The 18,125-nt window shown below is 62.6% G+C and carries 19 protein-coding genes; 13 read left to right on the top strand and 6 right to left on the bottom strand.

Annotated features, from left to right (window positions below; all coding sequences use genetic code 11):
- Nucleotides 1-81 precede the first annotated feature (81 nt).
- From lon to tgt, 3 genes are all read right to left on the bottom strand, one after another.
- Nucleotides 82-2,493, bottom strand: coding sequence for an endopeptidase La (gene lon / locus BW975_RS10035; protein WP_076533109.1), 2,412 nt, complete (start codon nucleotides 2,491-2,493; stop codon nucleotides 82-84).
- A 245-nt stretch (nucleotides 2,494-2,738) separates the two neighbouring features.
- The gene (locus BW975_RS10030; RefSeq protein WP_076533107.1) at nucleotides 2,739-3,833 is read right to left on the bottom strand and encodes an alkene reductase; all 1,095 of its coding nucleotides are present in this window, start codon (nucleotides 3,831-3,833) and stop codon (nucleotides 2,739-2,741) included.
- A 118-nt stretch (nucleotides 3,834-3,951) separates the two neighbouring features.
- Nucleotides 3,952-5,082, bottom strand: coding sequence for a tRNA guanosine(34) transglycosylase Tgt (gene tgt, locus BW975_RS10025; protein ID WP_076533100.1), 1,131 nt, complete (start codon nucleotides 5,080-5,082; stop codon nucleotides 3,952-3,954).
- Nucleotides 5,083-5,177: 95 nt separating this feature from the next.
- Here tgt and BW975_RS10020 point away from each other — a divergent pair, with 95 nt between their 5' ends.
- From BW975_RS10020 to tpiA, 6 genes are all read left to right on the top strand, one after another.
- Nucleotides 5,178-6,068 carry an SPFH domain-containing protein gene (locus BW975_RS10020; RefSeq protein WP_076533099.1) on the top strand — a complete coding sequence of 297 codons (891 nt, stop codon included), beginning with the start codon at nucleotides 5,178-5,180 and terminating at the stop codon, nucleotides 6,066-6,068.
- Entirely contained in the window at nucleotides 6,065-6,361 is a 297-nt protein-coding gene (locus BW975_RS10015; RefSeq protein WP_076533097.1) for an NfeD family protein, read from the top strand. The genes BW975_RS10020 and BW975_RS10015 overlap by 4 nt, the downstream gene beginning before the upstream one ends.
- 104 nt (nucleotides 6,362-6,465) lie before the next feature.
- Complete coding sequence (rimK, locus tag BW975_RS10010) at nucleotides 6,466-7,875, top strand: 30S ribosomal protein S6--L-glutamate ligase (protein ID WP_076533095.1); 1,410 nt, start codon at nucleotides 6,466-6,468, stop codon at nucleotides 7,873-7,875.
- 78 nt (nucleotides 7,876-7,953) lie between these two features.
- Nucleotides 7,954-8,316 carry an SUF system Fe-S cluster assembly protein gene (locus BW975_RS10005; RefSeq protein WP_076533093.1) on the top strand — a complete coding sequence of 121 codons (363 nt, stop codon included), beginning with the start codon at nucleotides 7,954-7,956 and terminating at the stop codon, nucleotides 8,314-8,316.
- Nucleotides 8,317-8,388: 72 nt separating this feature from the next.
- Nucleotides 8,389-8,754 carry a HesB/IscA family protein gene (locus BW975_RS10000; RefSeq protein WP_076533091.1) on the top strand — a complete coding sequence of 122 codons (366 nt, stop codon included), beginning with the start codon at nucleotides 8,389-8,391 and terminating at the stop codon, nucleotides 8,752-8,754.
- 268 nt (nucleotides 8,755-9,022) lie between these two features.
- The gene (gene tpiA / locus BW975_RS09995) at nucleotides 9,023-9,784 is read left to right on the top strand and encodes a triose-phosphate isomerase (protein ID WP_076533089.1); all 762 of its coding nucleotides are present in this window, start codon (nucleotides 9,023-9,025) and stop codon (nucleotides 9,782-9,784) included.
- Here the strand turns inward: tpiA and BW975_RS09990 are convergent.
- Nucleotides 9,779-10,240 carry an Lrp/AsnC family transcriptional regulator gene (locus tag BW975_RS09990; RefSeq protein ID WP_076533643.1) on the bottom strand — a complete coding sequence of 154 codons (462 nt, stop codon included), beginning with the start codon at nucleotides 10,238-10,240 and terminating at the stop codon, nucleotides 9,779-9,781. The two genes, tpiA and BW975_RS09990, sit on opposite strands and share 6 nt — an antisense overlap.
- Nucleotides 10,241-10,380: 140 nt before the next feature.
- On the opposite strand from BW975_RS09990, the gene BW975_RS09985 reads away from it, so the two are divergent.
- The 6 genes from BW975_RS09985 to BW975_RS09960 all read left to right on the top strand — a co-directional run bounded on the left by BW975_RS09985 (nucleotide 10,381) and on the right by BW975_RS09960 (nucleotide 15,504).
- Entirely contained in the window at nucleotides 10,381-11,361 is a 981-nt protein-coding gene (locus BW975_RS09985; RefSeq protein ID WP_076533087.1) for a siroheme synthase, read from the top strand.
- On the top strand, nucleotides 11,361-11,660 hold the full coding sequence (locus tag BW975_RS09980; protein WP_076533085.1) for a DUF2849 domain-containing protein: 300 nt from the start codon (nucleotides 11,361-11,363) through the stop codon (nucleotides 11,658-11,660). Before BW975_RS09985 ends, BW975_RS09980 begins: the two co-directional genes overlap by 1 nt.
- A 67-nt stretch (nucleotides 11,661-11,727) precedes the next feature.
- Nucleotides 11,728-13,419 carry a nitrite/sulfite reductase gene (locus BW975_RS09975; protein ID WP_076533083.1) on the top strand — a complete coding sequence of 564 codons (1,692 nt, stop codon included), beginning with the start codon at nucleotides 11,728-11,730 and terminating at the stop codon, nucleotides 13,417-13,419.
- Entirely contained in the window at nucleotides 13,406-14,167 is a 762-nt protein-coding gene (locus tag BW975_RS09970; protein ID WP_076533081.1) for a phosphoadenylyl-sulfate reductase, read from the top strand. Before BW975_RS09975 ends, BW975_RS09970 begins: the two co-directional genes overlap by 14 nt.
- The gene (locus tag BW975_RS09965) at nucleotides 14,164-14,568 is read left to right on the top strand and encodes a DUF934 domain-containing protein (protein ID WP_076533079.1); all 405 of its coding nucleotides are present in this window, start codon (nucleotides 14,164-14,166) and stop codon (nucleotides 14,566-14,568) included. Before BW975_RS09970 ends, BW975_RS09965 begins: the two co-directional genes overlap by 4 nt.
- 75 nt (nucleotides 14,569-14,643) lie before the next feature.
- The gene (locus BW975_RS09960; RefSeq protein WP_076533076.1) at nucleotides 14,644-15,504 is read left to right on the top strand and encodes a ferredoxin--NADP reductase; all 861 of its coding nucleotides are present in this window, start codon (nucleotides 14,644-14,646) and stop codon (nucleotides 15,502-15,504) included.
- Between the two features lie 81 nt (nucleotides 15,505-15,585).
- Here BW975_RS09960 and BW975_RS09955 read toward each other — a convergent pair whose 3' ends face one another.
- Nucleotides 15,586-16,476 carry a hypothetical protein gene (locus BW975_RS09955; RefSeq protein WP_076533641.1) on the bottom strand — a complete coding sequence of 297 codons (891 nt, stop codon included), beginning with the start codon at nucleotides 16,474-16,476 and terminating at the stop codon, nucleotides 15,586-15,588.
- A 188-nt stretch (nucleotides 16,477-16,664) separates the two neighbouring features.
- Here BW975_RS09955 and infC point away from each other — a divergent pair, with 188 nt between their 5' ends.
- The gene (gene infC, locus BW975_RS09950) at nucleotides 16,665-17,240 is read left to right on the top strand and encodes a translation initiation factor IF-3 (protein ID WP_335743498.1); all 576 of its coding nucleotides are present in this window, start codon (nucleotides 16,665-16,667) and stop codon (nucleotides 17,238-17,240) included.
- Between the two features lie 80 nt (nucleotides 17,241-17,320).
- On the opposite strand, the gene BW975_RS09945 is transcribed toward infC, so the two are convergent.
- The gene (locus BW975_RS09945) at nucleotides 17,321-18,103 is read right to left on the bottom strand and encodes an FAD binding domain-containing protein (protein WP_076533068.1); all 783 of its coding nucleotides are present in this window, start codon (nucleotides 18,101-18,103) and stop codon (nucleotides 17,321-17,323) included.
- Nucleotides 18,104-18,125 lie beyond the last annotated feature (22 nt).

Below are 18,125 nucleotides of genomic sequence, written 5' to 3'. Positions count from 1 at the left end.
GCCGCGCAATAAGTTGAAATTAATATGAAAAAAGGGGCGCCCTGTCAGGCGCCCCCCGTATTCGCATCAATGTGGCGCGGCTTAATGTGCTGTCGCGCCAGTACCGTCCGGCCCGGCCTTCAACGCCGCTTCGGCAGCGGCGGCCTCCTCGGCGGCCTCGTCCCACTCGATGGGCTCGGGCGCGCGGGTCAGCGCAAGGCGCAGGACATCGCGAACATGTGTCACGGGGATGATGTCCAGCCCCTCCTTCACATTGTCCGGGATCTCGGTCAGATCCTTCTCATTCTCTTGGGGAATGAGAACCGTCTTGATCCCGCCGCGTAGCGCCGCCAGCAGCTTTTCCTTCAGACCGCCGATGGGCAGCGCGTTGCCGCGCAGCGTCACTTCGCCGGTCATGGCGATATCCTTGCGCACCGGAATGCCCGTGAGCACCGACACGATGGAGGTCACCATGGCAAGACCTGCGCTCGGGCCATCCTTGGGCGTAGCACCTTCGGGGACGTGGACGTGGATATCCCACTTCTCCAGCCGTGGCGGCTTGATCCCGATGGCGGGCGCGACCGAGCGAACGTAGGAATTGGCCGCGTCGATCGACTCCTTCATCACGTCGCCCAGCTTGCCGGTGGTCTTCATCCGACCCTTGCCCGGCAGGCGCAGCGCTTCGATATTCAGAAGCTCGCCACCGACCGAGGTGTAGGCCAAGCCCGTGACGACACCGACCTGATCGGCATCCTCGGCAAGCCCGAACTTGTGCTTGCGCACGCCCAGGTAGTCGCTGAGGTTGTCCGGCGTCACAACAACCGACGTGACCTCCTTCTTGATGATCTTGGTCACCGCCTTGCGCGCCACTTTTGCGATCTCGCGCTCGAGGTTCCGCACCCCCGCCTCGCGGGTGTAGTAGCGGATGATGTCCGTGAGCGCCGCGTCCGTCAGCTCGAACTCGCCCTTCTTGAGGCCATGGTTCTTGACCTGTTTCGACAGCAGATGCTGCTTGGCGATCTCGCGCTTCTCGTCCTCGGTATAGCCGGCCAGCGGGATGATCTCCATCCGGTCCATCAGCGGGCCCGGCATGTTGTAGCTGTTCGACGTGGTCAGGAACATCACGTTCGAAAGGTCATATTCGACCTCCAGATAGTGATCGACGAAGGTGCCGTTCTGCTCGGGGTCAAGCACCTCAAGCATGGCCGACGCGGGATCGCCACGGAAGTCCTGGCCCATCTTGTCGATCTCATCGAGCAGGATCAGCGGGTTCGTCGTCTTGGCCTTTTTCAGAGCCTGGATGATCTTGCCCGGCATCGAGCCGATATACGTGCGCCGGTGGCCACGGATCTCGGATTCGTCGCGCACACCGCCAAGCGAGATGCGGATGAACTCGCGCCCCGTCGCCTTGGCCACGGACTTGCCCAGCGACGTCTTGCCGACGCCCGGAGGGCCGACGAGGCACATGATCGGGCCTTTCAGCTTCTTCGAGCGTTGCTGCACGGCGAGATATTCGACGATGCGCTCCTTGACCTTTTCGAGACCATAGTGGTCATCGTCCAGCACCTTTTCGGCGCGGGCCAAGTCCTTCTTGACGCGGGATTTGACGCCCCACGGAATGGACAGCATCCAGTCAAGGTAGTTGCGCACCACTGTCGCCTCGGCGCTCATCGGGCTCATGTTTTTCAGCTTCTTCAGCTCGGCATCGGCCTTCTCGCGCGCTTCCTTGCTCAGCTTGGTCTCGGAGACGCGCTTTTCCAGCTCGGCCACTTCGCCTTCGCCATCCTCGCCATCGCCCAGCTCCTTCTGAATGGCCTTCATCTGCTCATTCAGGTAGTATTCACGCTGGGTGCGCTCCATCTGCGATTTCACGCGGGTCTTGATCTTTTTCTCGACCTGCAGAACACTCATCTCGCCCTGCATCAGGCCATAAACCTTCTCCAGCCGCTCGCTGACGCTCAGCGTCTCCAGAAGCTCCTGCTTCTGCTCGACCTCGATGCCCAGATGACCGGCGACCAGATCGGCCAGACGTGCGGGATCGTCGGCCTCGGATACGGCGGTCAGGGCCTCTTCGGGGACGTTCTTCTTGACCTTGGCGTAGCGCTCGAACTCGGATGTGACCGAGCGCAAAAGCGCCTCGATCGTCGTTGCATCGCCCGGCATCTCGGTCAGATACTCGGCGCGCGCCTCGAAGAAATCGTCATTCTCGATATATTCGGTGATCCGCACCCGCGCGACACCCTCGACCAGCACCTTGACGGTGCCGTCCGGCAGTTTCAGCAGTTGCAGGACATTGGCCAGAACGCCGGCCTTATAGATGCCTTCGGCGTCAGGATCGTCGACGCTGGGATCAATCTGGCTCGACAGCAGGATCTGCTTGTCATCGGACATGACCTCTTCCAGCGCGCGCACGGATTTCTCGCGGCCCACGAAAAGCGGCACGATCATGTGCGGGAACACCACGATATCGCGCAGCGGCAACACCGGGTAGGAGGAGTTGAGAGGCTCTTTCATGCTCTTTCCTTATGCATCGGGCAGGGATTTTATCCGGCCCTTTCTTGGCAAGAGGGTCAGGCCCCGCTCGGCGGCGACCATGCCCTCTCCATCTGTCGCTATAATCTGGGGCAGTGACCGGCCCCTTTCAACCTTTGGCGCAGAATGGCCTGACGCCGGGCCGGGGGCAAGCACTGGACAGATCGATTTTTCGCAAAAATCGCGGCCCGTGATGGTCGGGGGCGGCGGGCCGCCCCCGATGGGTGTCAGGCGACCGTTTCTGGCAGGCTCGGATAATCCGTATATCCCTCGCGCCCGCCGCCGTAGAAGGTGTCCTTGTCCGGCTTGTTCAGCGGTGCGTTTTGGCGCAGCCGCTCGGGCAAGTCGGGGTTGGCGATGAAAGGCACGCCGAAGGCCACCATATCCGCCTTGCCGCTCTCGACCATGTCGATCGCCATGGCGCGGTCATAGCCGTTGTTGCCCATATAGACCCCGTCAAAAAGCTTCCGCAGCGCGGCCAGGCTTTGGCCCTCGGTCAACTCGCGCGAGCCGCCGGTGGCGCCTTCGATCATGTGTAGATAGGCTAGGCCAAAACGGTTGAGCTGCGGGACCAGGTATTCAAACGTCTCTTGCGGATTCGCATCCTCGATCCCGTTCGCAGGCGAAAATGGCGACAGGCGCAGGCCGGTGCGGTTGCCGCCCCAGACCTTGGTCACGGCCTCAAGCACTTCGAGTAGCAGACGCGCGCGGTTTTCGGGGCTGCCACCGTAGGCATCGGTCCGGTGGTTGCTGCCGGTCTTGAGGAACTGGTCGAGCAGGTAGCCATTGGCGCCATGCACCTCGACGCCGTCGAAGCCGGCCTTCTTGGCCATCTGGGCCGCATGAACAAAATCGGCGATCAGGCGCGGCATCTCGTCCAGCTCCAGCGCGCGGGGCGTCGAGGTGTCGGCAAAGCCATCTGCGGTGAAGGTCTGTACGTCAGCCGCGATTGCCGAAGGGGCCACAGGCTGTGCGCCATTCAACTGCAAAGACGTGTGGCTGATGCGCCCGACATGCCACAGCTGAACAACGATCTTCCCGCCCGCCTCGTGGACGGCATCGGTGACGCGCCGCCATGCGGCCACCTGCCCCTCGGTGTGAATGCCGGGGGTCTGGAAATACCCTTTGCCTTCGGGGCTGATCTGCGTGGCCTCGGTAATGATGATGCCGGCGCCGGCGCGCTGGCGGTAGTAATCGACATGCATGTCGCCCACTTCACCGGTCACATTATCGGCACGGTTGCGGGTCAGCGGGGCCATCACGACGCGGTTCTGCGCGTGGATGGCGCCGGCGTCGATGGGGGTGAATAGCTTATCGGTCATCTTGAAATGCCTTTCGGAGATGTTGCTGTGTGGCCTCACAGGTAAGAACGCGCTGCGCCGCAGCAAGGCGCAACTGCATCAGTTTTCGTGATGATCTGAAAGCTTGGCTTACAGGTGATCAGAGCGGCTCGATATCGCCCATCGCACGAGTGCTGTGAAAACCCTGCTGCCACGCATCAAAGCGCTGCGCGGCAATCGCTTGGCGCATGCCCGACATGATCTCTTGGTAGTAATGCAGGTTGTGCCACGTCAACAGCATGCCGCTAATCATTTCTTGCGCGCGGAAAACGTGGTGCAGATAGGCGCGGCTATAGTTGCGGCAGGCGGGGCATGTGCAATGCTCGTCCAGCGGGCGCGGATCGTCCGCGTGGCGCGCGTTCTTGATGTTGACCTGGCCTTGCCGGGTCCAGGCCTGCCCGGTGCGGCCCGAGCGGCTGGGCAGCACGCAATCCATCATGTCGACACCGCGCGCGACGGCGCCCACGATGTCATCGGGCTTGCCCACGCCCATCAGGTAGCGCGGTTTGTCCTCGGGCAGCATGGCGGGCGCGTAGTCCAAAACGCCGAACATGGCCTCTTGACCCTCACCCACCGCCAGGCCGCCGATCGCATAGCCGTCAAAGCCGATCTCCTTGAGTTTCTCGGCGCTTATACCGCGAAGTTCTTGTGTCACACCGCCCTGCATGATGCCGAAAAGCGCATGACCGGGCCGGTCGCCGAACGCCTCTTTCGACCTGCGCGCCCACCGCATCGATAGCTCCATGCTTTCGGCAACGGCCTTGTCGGTGGCCGGCAGCGCCGGGCATTCGTCGAAACACATCACGATATCGCTGCCCAGCAGCTTCTGGATCTCCATCGACCGCTCGGGCGTCAGCATATGCTTCGATCCGTCGATATGGCTGCGAAAGGCGACGCCCTCCTCGGTCAGCTTGCGCAAGTCCGCAAGGCTCATCACCTGAAAGCCGCCACTATCGGTCAGGATCGGACCCTGCCAGTTCATGAAATCATGCAGCCCGCCCAGCCGCGCGATCCGCTCGGCCGTGGGGCGCAGCATCAGGTGGTAGGTATTGCCCAGAAGGATGTCGGCGCCGGTGGCCGCGACGCTTTCGGGCATCATCGCCTTGACGGTGGCGGCGGTGCCGACCGGCATGAACGCGGGCGTGCGGATATCGCCGCGCGTCGTGCGGATGGTGCCGGTGCGCGCGGCGCCGTCGGTCGCCGCCAGCTGAAATTCGATCCGCTTTGTCATCGCCTCAAGCCCTTATTCACTTTTGCCGCTGCATAAAGCGCATTACTCTGCTTTGCAAAAGCCATTCGCCGCGCCCTTTTTCAGAAAGCCTGTACATGACCCAAGACGCCGTTGCCGAGCTGCTCTCATCGAACCTTCTCTATATCTTGCTGGCGATCCTGATCATCATCGCCATCTTCAAGGCGATCCAGATCGTGCCGCAATCCGAACAGCACGTGGTCGAGCGGTTCGGCCGACTGCATTCGGTGCTGGGGCCGGGCATCAACATGATCGTGCCGTTTCTGGACAAGGTCGCGCACCGCATTTCCATCCTTGAGCGGCAATTGCCCACCGCCAGCCAGGACGCGATCACCAAGGATAACGTACTGGTGCAGGTCGACAGCTCGGTCTTCTACCGCATCGTGCAGCCGGAAAAGACGGTGTATCGCATCCGCGACATCGACGGCGCCATCGCCACGACCGTCGCCGGTATCGTGCGGGCCGAGATGGGCAAGATGGACCTCGACGAGGTGCAATCGAACCGCGCGCAACTGATCCAGACGATCAAGAACTCGGTCGAGGATGCCGTGGATAACTGGGGCATCGAGGTGACACGCGCCGAGATCCTGGATGTGAACCTCGATCAGGCCACCCGAGATGCGATGCTGCAACAGCTGAACGCCGAGCGTGCCCGCCGCGCCCACGTGACCGAAGCCGAGGGGCAAAAGCGCGCCGTCGAACTCAATGCCGACGCCGAGCTTTATGCCGCCGAGCAGATCGCCAAGGCCCGCCGCATCGCCGCCGACGCCGAAGCCTACGCCACCTCCGTCGTCGCACGCGCCATTGCCGATAACGGCCTCGAGGCGGCGCAATACCAGGTGGCGCTGAAACAGGTCGAGGCGCTGAACAAGCTGGGCGCCAGCCCGTCTTCCTCGACCATCCTCGTGCCCGCGAATGCGCTCGAGGCGTTTGGCAACGCGTTTTCCATGCTCAAGGGCAAGGCATGATCGAGGCTGTGGAAACCCTGCCGCTGTGGCAGCTGTGGTGGGTCTGGATTGCTGCTGCGCTCCTTCTGGGCATCACCGAAATCGTCCTGCCCGGCTTCCTGGCGCTCGGATTCGCCATTGGCGGAGCGCTGGTGGGGCTTATCCTGGTGTTTGCGCCGGGCCTTATGGGGCTGCCGCTCCTCCTGGCGCTTTGGGCACTTTTATCCTTGGGTGCATGGCTTGGGCTGAGGCGCTATTTCCGGTTGGAAAAAGGTCAGGTCCGGCGTGTGCGGGGCGACATCAATCGCGACTGATCCAGTAGCGCCTGTCCTTTTCGGGACCAAGGGCGCACTTTCACCTTCTGGGCGATTGCGCTAGGTTCCCGCACTTCAAGCGACGTCAATGAAAGGATGCCGCCATGTCCCGTGCCGATCAACCAGAGATCCCAGAACAGCTACAATTCGGATGGGAAGAGTGGATAGCCCTTCCCAAGCTGGGCGTGCCCGCGTTGCGGGCCAAGGTGGATACAGGTGCGCGCACGTCGGCGCTCCACGCATTCGACATCGAGACTTTCGGGCCCGCCGCACGCCCCAAGGTGCGCTTCACGCTCCATCCGATCCCGGGGCGCGACGATCTGGTCATTCCGTGCTCTGCCCTGATTATCGATCGACGCGATGTGACCTCGTCCAACGGCGAGAGCGAGTCGCGCTTCGTGATCGAGACGCCTCTCGCAGTAAACGGCGATAGCTGGCCTATCGAGATCACCCTGACCAACCGGGGCGGCATGGCCAGCCGGATGCTGTTGGGCCGTCAGGCGCTCAAGGATCACATCTCGATCGTGGCGACGGACCGGTTTTTGCAGCCCGAGCTGAGCTATGACGTCTACACCACCGCCAAGATGCGCAGCGAGGCGCCCGACCGCGCCCTGCGCATCGCCGTTCTCAGCCGCGAGGATAATTACAGCACCAAGCGGCTGGTCGAGGAGGGCGAAAAGCGCGGGCATACCGTCGAGGTCGTCAACACTACGCGCTGCTACATGGCGATCAATGCGATGGCGCCCGAAGTGCATTATGACGGGAAGCGTTTACCACGCTTTGACGCCGTGATCCCGCGTATCGGCGCCTCGATCACGCCCTACGGCGCGGCGATCCTGCGCCAGTTCGAGACCATCGGCACCTATTGCGTCAACGGCAGCGCCGGCATCGTCGCCAGCCGTGACAAGTTGCACGCGCACCAGATCATGGCCCGCGCCAAGATCGGCATGCCCAACACCGCCTTCGCCGCCAGCCCGCGCGATACGGGCAACATCATCGGCCTCGTCGGTACTGCGCCGCTGATCGTCAAGCTGCTGGAATCGACACAAGGCAAGGGCGTCGTGCTGGCCGAGACGAAAAAGGCGGCGGAGTCGGTGATTGACGCGTTCCGCGGCCTCAAGGCCAACTTCCTGGTGCAGGATTTCGTCAAGGAGGCGGCGGGCGAGGATATTCGCTGCCTCGTGATCGGCGGCAAGGTCGTCGCTTCGATGAAGCGCACCGGGGCCGAGGGCGATTTCCGCTCGAACCTGCATCGCGGCGGCAGCGCGCAATCGGTGCGCATCACCAAGGAAGAGCGGGAGACCGCCCTGCGCGCCGCGCGCGCCTTCAACCTCAACATGGCGGGTGTGGACCTTTTGCGCGCCGAAAAGGGGCCAAAAGTGCTTGAGGTGAATTCCTCGCCTGGCTTCGAGGGAATCGAGGGCTCGACCGGCAAGAATATCGTCGGCAAGCTTTACGAGACGATTGAGGCGCGGGTGCGCCCTACTCCGATCCGCAAGCGCAAGTCCGGGTGACGCACCCCTGCGCGGCGCACTTTACGCATGGCGTCACAATCCCTATATAAAAACTCAGGCAAAGGTGCAGGAAGTGACATGACCGAAAATCCACAACCCTTCGAGGGTATCCCGCTGATCGCCCCCTCTTCGACCGGGCATCCGAAATATGAAGAAATCGTCGAGGCTTGCCGCTCGGTGTTCGACCCGGAGATCCCGGTGAATATCTACGATCTGGGCCTGATCTACACGATCGACATTGATGACGAGAATGCAGTGAAGGTCATTATGACACTTACCGCTCCCGGCTGCCCCGTCGCGGGCGAAATGCCGGGTTGGGTTGCAGACGCGATCGAGCCGCTGGACGGCATCAAGCAGGTCGATGTCAGCCTCGTCTGGGAGCCGCCCTGGGGCATGGACATGATGAGCGACGAGGCCCGGCTGGAACTGGGCTTCATGTAGAAGGATGCCGCGCCGCTTGTGAAGCATGCGGTGCGCCCTTACCTTGGTCTCAAACGCAAAGGAACGCAGCAGATGTTTGGCATTCCCGGCAAACAGGCCGTCACCATCACAGATCGCGCCGCGGCGCAGATCTCGAAACTCATGACCAAGGATGGCCATCAAGGCTTGCGCATCGGCGTCAAGAAGGGTGGCTGCGCGGGTATGGAATACACGATGGACTACGTGACCGAGGTCGACCCGCATGACGAGGTGGTTGAGACGGCAGGCGCGCGCGTGATGATCGCGCCCATGGCGCAGATGTTCCTCTTTGGTACCGAAATCGATTACGAGGTCAGCCTGCTCGAGTCGGGCTTCCGCTTTCACAACCCCAACGTGACCGAAGCGTGCGGCTGCGGCGAATCGATCAAGTTCGACGAAAAGCTCGGTCAAAACGGGTGACGCTTCCCGAAAGAGGCAATCCGCGCCCGGTTTTCGCGCGGTCTTTTGCAGGGCCATACCTTCTTGGATAGCCGGATTTGCGCGGTGCAGCGCGATAACGGTGCTGCACCGCGATCGCTGCGCTGTTGCGCGGGCTTGCATCCGTTTGCGCGCAAAAACACTTCGGCCAGTGCTAGAGTGCCTTCACCGAAGCCGCGCTTGACGATTGCGGCGCGGCTTGCGATTGGGCGAGGCAGGCGATGAGCATCGATAGCTGAGGGGATTGGGCATGCGGCGAAAACTGGCAGCAGGCAACTGGAAGATGAACGGCGAGCGGAGTACGCTGGGCATGCTCGAGGCGTTGGCCCGTGCGCACAGTGGTGGCGCTGTCGATATCATGATCTGTCCGCCCTTCACCCTGATTGACGCCGCGGCAGCGCTTTCTGACGCGGCCCTCATCACCATCGGCGGGCAGGATTGCCATTCAGAATCTGCCGGTGCGCATACCGGCGACATTTCCGCCGACATGCTGCGTGCGGCTGGGGCCGGAGCCGTCATTCTAGGCCATTCCGAGCGGCGCGCCGATCATGGCGAGACAAGTGATGACGTCCGCGCCAAGGCGCGTGCCGCGCATGAGGCGGGCCTGATCGCCATCATCTGCGTCGGGGAGAGCCTGGCCGAGCGCGAGGCGCAAAACACGCTCGACATTATCGGCGGGCAGCTCTCCAGCTCGGTCCCCGATACCGCGACGGGCGAAAACACCGTGATCGCTTATGAGCCATGCTGGGCGATCGGCACCGGCTTGACGCCGACCACCGATCAAATCGGCGAGGTGCATGACTTTATCCGCACCCGGATCGAGCGACGCTTTGGCGCGGGAGTGGGCCGGTCGGTGCGTCTGCTCTATGGCGGATCAGTCAAGGGCGCGAATGCCGCCGAGATTTTTGCTGTATCAAACGTGGACGGCGCGCTGGTGGGCGGCGCCAGCCTGTCCGTGGATGATTTTTCTCCTATCATCAGTGCCTTGGAAGCCCAGTCTAGCGCATCATAGCGGCAGGATTGTGGTCGATTTGATCTCTTCCATCGACAAGAGCGCGGTCACATTATGCACTTTCACCTCTGAGATCAGCGCCTGATAGAACGTGTCGTAGGCGCGCGCATTTCTGACGCGCACCTTCAGGATATAGTCGATATCGCCCGCCAACCGGTGCGCCTCTTGCACTTCGGGGCGGCCCTTCAGCGCCCTGAGAAAGGCCTGCTGCCACTCCGCATCATGCTCGGACGTGCGGATCAGCACGAAAAAGCACGCCTCAAATCCCAGTGCCTCGGCATCCAGCAAATAGGTCTGATGTTTGATGACCCCGGCCTCGCGCATCTTGCGAATCCGGTTCCAGACCGGCGTCTTGGAACTGCCGACGGATTTGGCGATATCGTCCAGCGACTGCCCCCCATCTTCTTGCAACTGCCCAAGGATCTTCCGATCCAGATCATCCAGACGAACGGCCATTCCGGTTTTCTCCGATTGGTGGAATTTCTCTGCGCGGCAGCCCGCCAATTAGAACGTATGTCCTTATTGGCGCGCCCCCATGGCGCTTTGCCGGGAATATTTTCTATATATGAGGGCAAGTCAAACGGAATGGGCATCGTGTGAGACATTTTCCGATCTTCATAGCACTGGAGGGGCGCCGCGTGGTGCTGTCGGGTGGCGGTGATGCCGCGCTGGCCAAGCTGCGTCTTCTGATGAAGACCGAGGCGCGGCTGACCGTCTTTTCCGAAGCACCCGCGCCCGAGATCGAAAGCTGGGCCGGCGCGGGCCGCCTTTCGCTCGTGCGTCGCCGCATGGACCCGGGCGATGCGCTTTGCGCCGCGCTTTTCTACGCCGCCGATGAGGACGCCGCCGAGGATGCGCGCACCGTGGCGTTGGCGCGCGCGGACGGCGCACTGACAAACATCGTCGACAATCTGAGCGGCAGCCAGTTCATCACGCCCGCCATTGTCGACCGCGACCCCGTGACCATCGCCATCGGCACCGAAGGCACGGCGCCCGTTCTGGCCCGCGCGATTAAGGCCGATATCGAGGCGATGCTGCCCGCCCGCCTTGGCCCCCTCGCCCGTGCTGCGCGTGCGTTCCGAGGTATCGCCGAGGCGCTGCCCATGGGCCGCGCCCGCCGCGCCTTCTGGAGTGCATTTTTCTTCCGCAGCGGCCCCGAGGCGCTGGAGCGCGGCGAGGATTTGCAGACCGTCCTGGACGCGCAGCTGGCGCAGCATCTCGGGAAAGGTACAGAGCCGGGCCGCATTACCTTCGCAATCGTCGCGAGCGGCGACCCCGAGCTTCTGCCCCACAAGACGCGCCGCATTCTGCATGAGGCCGATCTGGTGCTGCACGGGGATACCATGTCGCCGGGCGTGCTTGAGCTGGCCCGGCGCGAGGCCGTTTTCGGCCCCCTGCCGGACCATGCTGCACCCCTGATCAAGGCCGCGGTTGCCGGAGAACATGTCCTCTGTCTCATGCCCTCCGCGCCCGATACGCGGATTGTCGCGGCCTGTCATGGCGCAGGTCTGACGCCGCATATCATTCCGGGCATTGTGCCCGTGCCCAATCTAGTCCCACTCGAGGAGACCGCCTGATGCCACGTGAATTTACCTCAAAAGTCGTCACAGCCAATGCGCTATTGGAAGGCGACGTCGTCTACCTGACCGAGGCCGATACCTGGACGCGCCATCTGTCCGAGGCCGAAATCCTGACCGACGAGGCCGATGCCGACATACGCCTTTTGGGCGCGCAAGGCCGTGCAAGCGAGGTTGTCGGCGCCTATCTGGCCGATGTCGCGCCCGGAGCCGCCGGCCCGCAGCCCACGCATTTTCGCGAGGAGTTCCGCCGCACCGGTCCCTCCAACTATTTTCACGGCAAGCAGGCGGCGCGCTAGGAAAATCCGCACGGATTTTCCGCATGTTTCCGTGTGGAAACATGGCACCAGCCGAAAGGACACGCTGATGTACACGTATTCCGAATTCGACGCCGCTTTCGTGGCCGAGCGCAATCGCCAGTTCCGGGCCCAGGTCGCTCGGCGCGTCAACGGCAGCCTGACAGAGGAAGAGTTCAAGCCGATGCGCCTGATGAATGGCCTCTACCTGCAGCTGCACGCCTACATGCTGCGCGTCGCGATTCCCTACGGCACGCTCAGCGCGCGCCAGATGCGTCAGCTTGCCATGATCGCCGAGCGGTGGGACAAGGGCTATGGCCATTTCACCACGCGCCAGAACATACAGTTCAATTGGCCCAACCTGGCCGATGTGCCCGATATTCTGGACGCACTGGCCGAGGTACAGATGCACGCGATCCAGACCAGCGGCAACACGATCCGCAATGTCACCGCAGATCATTTCGCAGGCGCCGCCGCAGATGAGGTGGCGGACCCGCGCCCCATCGCCGAGTTGATCCGCCAGTGGTCGACAGATCACCCTGAATTTCAGTTCCTGCCGCGCAAGTTCAAGGTCGCCGTTACCGGCAGCCCCATGGACCGCGCTGTGACGCTTGCGCATGACATCGGCCTACGCATTGTGCAGCGCGGAACCAGGATGGGCTATCAGGTACTGGTGGGGGGCGGTCTCGGCCGCACGCCAATGATCGGCAAAGTGCTGCATGACTTCCTGCCCGAGGAGGATCTGCTGCCCTATCTTGAAGCTGTCGTAAGCGTCTGGAACACCATCGGGCGGCGCGACAACAAGTTCAAATCGCGCATCAAGATTACGGTACACGAGCACGGCATCGACGATATCCGCGCCCGCGTCGAGGCGCGCTACGCGCTCATTCGCTCGCAATTCAGCGGCGTCGATCAGCAGCTTTTGGGTGCCATACGGGAGCAGTTTGCACCGCCCGCCTTTCACGCGGCAGAGACGCAAGCCTATGACGCGGCCCGCGCCGCCGATCCCGTCTTTCGCGCCTGGGCCGACACCAATCTGGCCGCGCATCGCGCGCGGGGCTATGCCATCGTCTCGATCAGCCTCAAGGCACATGGCGAGACACCGGGCGATGCCACCGCCGAGCAGATGCGCGTCATGGCCGATCTCGCCGAGCGATATGGCCATGAAGAGCTGCGCATCAGCCATGAGCAGAACGTGATCCTGCCGCATGTGAACAAGGCCCACCTGCCCAGCGTCCATGCCGCGCTGCGCCGCGTCGGCCTCGCCACGGCCAATATCGGCCTCATCAGCGATATCATTGCCTGCCCCGGCATGGATTACTGCGCTTTGGCGACGGCCCGCTCGATCCCCATCGCCCAGCAGATCGCCACCCGCTTTGACGCGCTCAAGCTTGAGCATGAGATCGGCGAGATGAAGATCAAGATCTCGGGCTGCATCAACGCGTGCGGGCATCACCATGTGGGCCATATTGGTATTCTCGGCCTCGACCGTGCCGGTGTTGAAAGCTACCAGATCACCATCGGCGGTGACGGCGGTGCAGATGCGCGCCTCGGAGATCGCACCGGGCCAGGCTTCTCGGCGGAGGATATCGTGCCAGCCATCGAAAAGATCATGCTGGCCTATCTTGCCCATCGCTCCGATGCGTCCGAGAGCTTCCTGCAAACATATCGACGCCTTGGCATGGATCCCTTCAAGGCAGCGCTTTATGGAGACACCGACGCCAAGCCACGCAGAAAGGCGGAGGCCCATGTCGCGGCATGAGACCCCCATAACCGCGCTTCAGGCGCGCGCCGATGCGCTGAACGCGGACTATCGCTATCATTCGGCGATTGCTGTCCTCGCGCGCGCTTTGCATGACCCGGATGTGGGCCAACTGGCGCTGGTCTCGTCCTTCGGCGCGGAATCGGTCGTGCTTTTGCATATGGTGGCCTTGGCGCGGCGCGACACGCCCGTGATCTTCCTCGAGACCGGAATGCTCTTTACCGAAACGCTGATCTACCAGCAGGAATTGGCCGAGCGTCTGGGCCTGAGGGATATGCGCGTCATTCGCCCCGACACCGCGGAAATCAAGGCGCGCGACAGCACCGGTCAGCTGAACCAGAGCGATCCCGACGCCTGCTGCGCCCTGCGCAAGACCGTGCCGCTGGCCCGCGCCCTCAGCGGGTTTGAAGGCTGGATCACGGGACGCAAACGGTATCAGGGCGCGGCGCGCGCAGATCTGGAATTCTTCGAGGTCGAAGAGCCAAATGGCGAGCATGCAGGCCGGCTTAAGGTCAACCCGCTGGCTCATTGGCAACCCGGAGACGCGCGCACATACATCGAGGAAAACCGCCTGCCCCGCCACCCGCTGGTGGCGCAAGGATACCCTTCCATCGGCTGCATGCCCTGCACCTCGCCCGTTCAGGACGGCGAGGATGAGCGCGCTGGCCGCTGGAAGGGCCAGGATAAGACCGAATGCGGCATCCATCTGGTGGATGGAAAATTTGTCAAACAAGGAGAAAGCGCATGAGCGTTATCGTTACCGATGCGGGCTTTGGTCCCGATGACTGGACCCTGCCCATCGTCGCGCTGGAGGATGCGCGGGATGGCGTCGGCATCAACCTGGCCTCCAGCGTGGACCCTGCCGAACTTGCGGGCCGCCTGCCCGACATCGCCCTGATCCGCGTCAATTTTCCTACCTCGGCCGATGGGCGCGGCTTTTCCATTGCACGGCAGTTGCGCCTGATGGGCTATGACGGGCGCCTGCGCGCGCAGGGACACATTCTGGCCGATCAATACGCCATGGCGCGGCGCTGCGGTTTCGACGAGGTCGAGATCGATGAGGCGCTTGCCGCCCGCCAACCCGAGGATCAGTGGCTTTTTCGGGCAGATTGGCGCGCGCATGACTACCAGTCACGCCTGCGCGGCTGAACGCCGCCTTTAATTGATGTAACGCAATGACTATACGAAGGGGCACCGGCATGAACAGTCGGTGACAGACGCATAATGAACGAGATGATCCAAGTGACCCATGCCGCCCAAGAGACCGCCCCGCGCGCCGCGCCCGCCCTGCCCGATGCGCAGACCGTCACGCAGGTCACGCATTGGACGGACCGGCTCTTTTCCTTTCGTGTGACGCGCCCGGCCTCGCTTCGGTTCCGCTCGGGCGAGTTCGTGATGATCGGCTTGATGGGCGATCCGGATCCTGTGACCGGCAGGCAAAAGCCCCTGCTGCGCGCCTATTCCATTGCGTCCCCCTCCTGGGATGACGAGCTGGAATTCTACTCGATCAAGGTGCCGGACGGACCGCTGACGTCCAAGCTGCAGCATATTCAGCCGGGCGATCAAGTAATCCTGCGCCCCAAGCCCGTCGGCACCCTCGTGCATGACGCGCTCTTGCCTGGCAAGCGGCTCTGGCTCTTTGCCACGGGCACGGGGTTTGCGCCTTTTGCCTCGCTCTTGCGTGATCCGCAAACCTACCAGGATTACGACGAGGTAATCGTCACGCATACCTGCCGCACGGTGGGCGAGCTGACCTACGGCGCGCAACTGATCGAGGATGTTCGCGGTGATGAGATGCTGGAAGAGCTGATCGGCGACAATTTCGCCGCCAAGCTGCGCTACTACCCGACCACGACCCGCGAGCAGAGCTCCAAGATGGGCCGGATCACGGATCTGATGCGCTCGGGCGAAGTCTACGAGGATCTGGGCGTGCCGCCCCTCGCGCCCGAGACCGACCGCGCGATGATCTGCGGCAACATGGCCTTCAACCTGGAGCTCAAGGCGCTTCTGGAAGAATACGGCCTGCGCGAGGGCGCCAATTCTGCACCGCGCGAATATGTTGTCGAGAAGGCCTTTCTGGACTGATCCACGCCCAGCCATCCGTGTCATGAAAAAGCCCGCGCCATTATCCATGGCGCGGGCTTTCTGCATCATGTCTGTCGCAGTTTACATCCCCAGAGCAGAGCGGGCCTGCTCAAGCGCCGCCTGCAGCAGCTCGGGGTTCTCCTGCGCCTTTTCCAGCGTCGCTTTCAGCAGGGATTTCTGCGTCGCGTTGACGTCGGAATTGTCGATCATCTGCTTTGCGGCTTCCAGATCGAAATTCTCGACCGTCAGCGCCTCGGGCACGTCTGTGCCGGTAGCGCTTGCCCCATCCGTGGCCGGAGCGGTCGCATCATCGACAGCATCTACGACACTGCCTTCGCTAGCCTCGCTTGCGCCCTCTGTCGCCCCTTCCTTCGTTGGCTCGGTTGCCGGTGCAGCTGCATCATCGACCGCATCCACCACATCGCTTGCGGTGCTTTCGGTGCCTTCGGCAGCGCTGTCTGCGGCTTCCGAGGTGGCATCCGCCGCTTCATCAGCGTTACTGTCGACGGCTTCAACCGCATCGCTGCCCTCTTCGGCCATCGCGTCCACGGCGTTCTCGATGCCCTGAACCGCATCGCTGGCGGCGTCGCTCGCGGATGCGGCCGCGTCACTGGCAGCACCTTCGACGGCGTTCATCGCGCCATCTGCCGACTCAAGGACCTCGTCCGATGCGGCCTCGATCGCGTCACCGGTTTCGGCTGCGGCTTCTTCGGCGGCAGCGGCGGCGTCATCGGCGGCCGCGTCTGCCTCGGCAGCGGCTTCCTCGGCGGCGGCTTCGGTTTCGGCGGCAGCCTCGTCCACAGCAGCTTCGGTCTCGCTCGCGGCGTCATCGGCGGACTGCTCAAGCTCGGCGGGCGCGTCGATCGCGTCACCGGCCTCTTCGATCATCTCGGTTGGCGACTTGCCGGTGACCAGAACATAGCCCCCGATCAGCACGATCGCGGCCAGCACGATCCAAAGAATATTTTTCATGGTGTCATCCCCATTTGCGCAATTTAGCGGGCAGCCTTCATGCCAGTCTGTCAGACCGCGCCGCACCATCTGACCTCATGCCCGGCGTCCCTGCAAGGTGCAAGGACGATTCACCTTGTTTCGGCACGGATCGGCCTATTTTGCGCCTTGAATCCTTGGGATGGCATGGCTACCTTGCGACCTCATAGATTTGCATCAACCATCGAAGGATCAAAGCCATAGCCCGCAGACCGCATAACGCGCCGCCACAGCGCGACACAGGCCCCCGCGTCAACGACCGTATCCGTGACGCCGAAATCAGACTTATCGGGGCCGATGGCGATAATGTCGGGGTCGTCTCGGGCGCCCGCGCTCTTGAGATGGCCGAAGAAGCGGGACTGGACCTGGTCGAAATCTCGCCCAATGCCAAGCCGCCGGTCTGCAAGATCATGGACTTTGGCAAGTACAAGTACGAGACGCAAAAGCGCGAGGCCGAGGCCCGCAAGAAGCAGAAGATCATCGAGGTGAAAGAGGTCAAGTTCCGGCCCAACACCGACACGCATGACTACGACGTCAAGATGCGCAACGTCTTCAAGTTTCTTGAAAATGGCGACAAGGTGAAGATCACCCTGCGCTTCCGCGGCCGCGAGATGGCGCATCAGGATCTGGGCCGCGAATTGCTACAGCGCGTCGCCGCAGACGTCGAGGGCACCGGCAAGGTCGAGAACATGCCCAAGATGGAAGGCCGCCAGATGATCATGATCATCGGCCCGCTGCCCCGCTAAACCGCAGATATTCAAATGTAAAAAACGGCCCGGATGATCTCCGGGCCGTTTTTCGTTTCAATCAAGAGTAACGGCCGCCGTCATTTGGCCGCAGCAACTGCCCGGCGCGTCATCACGCCCACCAGATGCGCCCGGTATGCCGGCGTGCCATGCAGATCCCCGATCATGACGTCCGCCGGAACGCTCAGCCCCTCGAGCGCCGAGGCGTCAAAGGATTTCGACAGCGCCTCTTCGGCTTCGGACCAGCGAAAAACGCCGCCCTCGGATGCGCCCGTCACCGCTACGCGCACGCCATCCGCGAATTTCGCCACAAAGACGCCAACCAAGGCAAAACGCGACGCGGGCTGCTCGAACTTGGCATAACCGGACACCTCCGGCACGGGGAACTTCACCTCGGTGATGATCTCGCCCTCGTCCAGGGCCGTGTCGAACATGCCTTGAAAATAGTCATCCGCCGCGATCTCGCGCTTGTCGGTCTTGATCACCGCGCCTGCCCCCAGGGCCGCCGCCGGATAGCAGGCCGATGGATCGTTATTGGCCAGACTGCCGCCGATCGTGCCACGATTGCGCACCGCCGGGTCGCCGATATGGGCCGCCAGTGACGCCAGCCCCGGAAACCCGCCCTCGGCAACGTCCGCATGGATCGTGCCCGCGCCGATGCACATGCGCCCCTGATCGTCTTTGCAAATGCCCCGCATCTCCTTGATGCCGGCGAGGCTGACCAACACCGATGGCATGGCCAGCCGCTGCTTCAGTGTCGGGATCAGCGTTTGACCGCCCCCCAGCGGCTGCGCTTCCTCGGTTTTCAGTGCCTTCACGGCATCGGCGATACTGGTCGGCCGCTCGATTTCGAATGCATACATCCCATCAACTCCCACTGCGGCA

The sequence above is a fragment of the Roseovarius nanhaiticus genome (assembly GCF_900156535.1).
Lineage (GTDB): Bacteria > Pseudomonadota > Alphaproteobacteria > Rhodobacterales > Rhodobacteraceae > Roseovarius > Roseovarius nanhaiticus.
The sequence above is the reverse complement of the archived record's forward strand: the minus strand, read 5'-3'. Positions and strand labels throughout refer to the sequence as shown.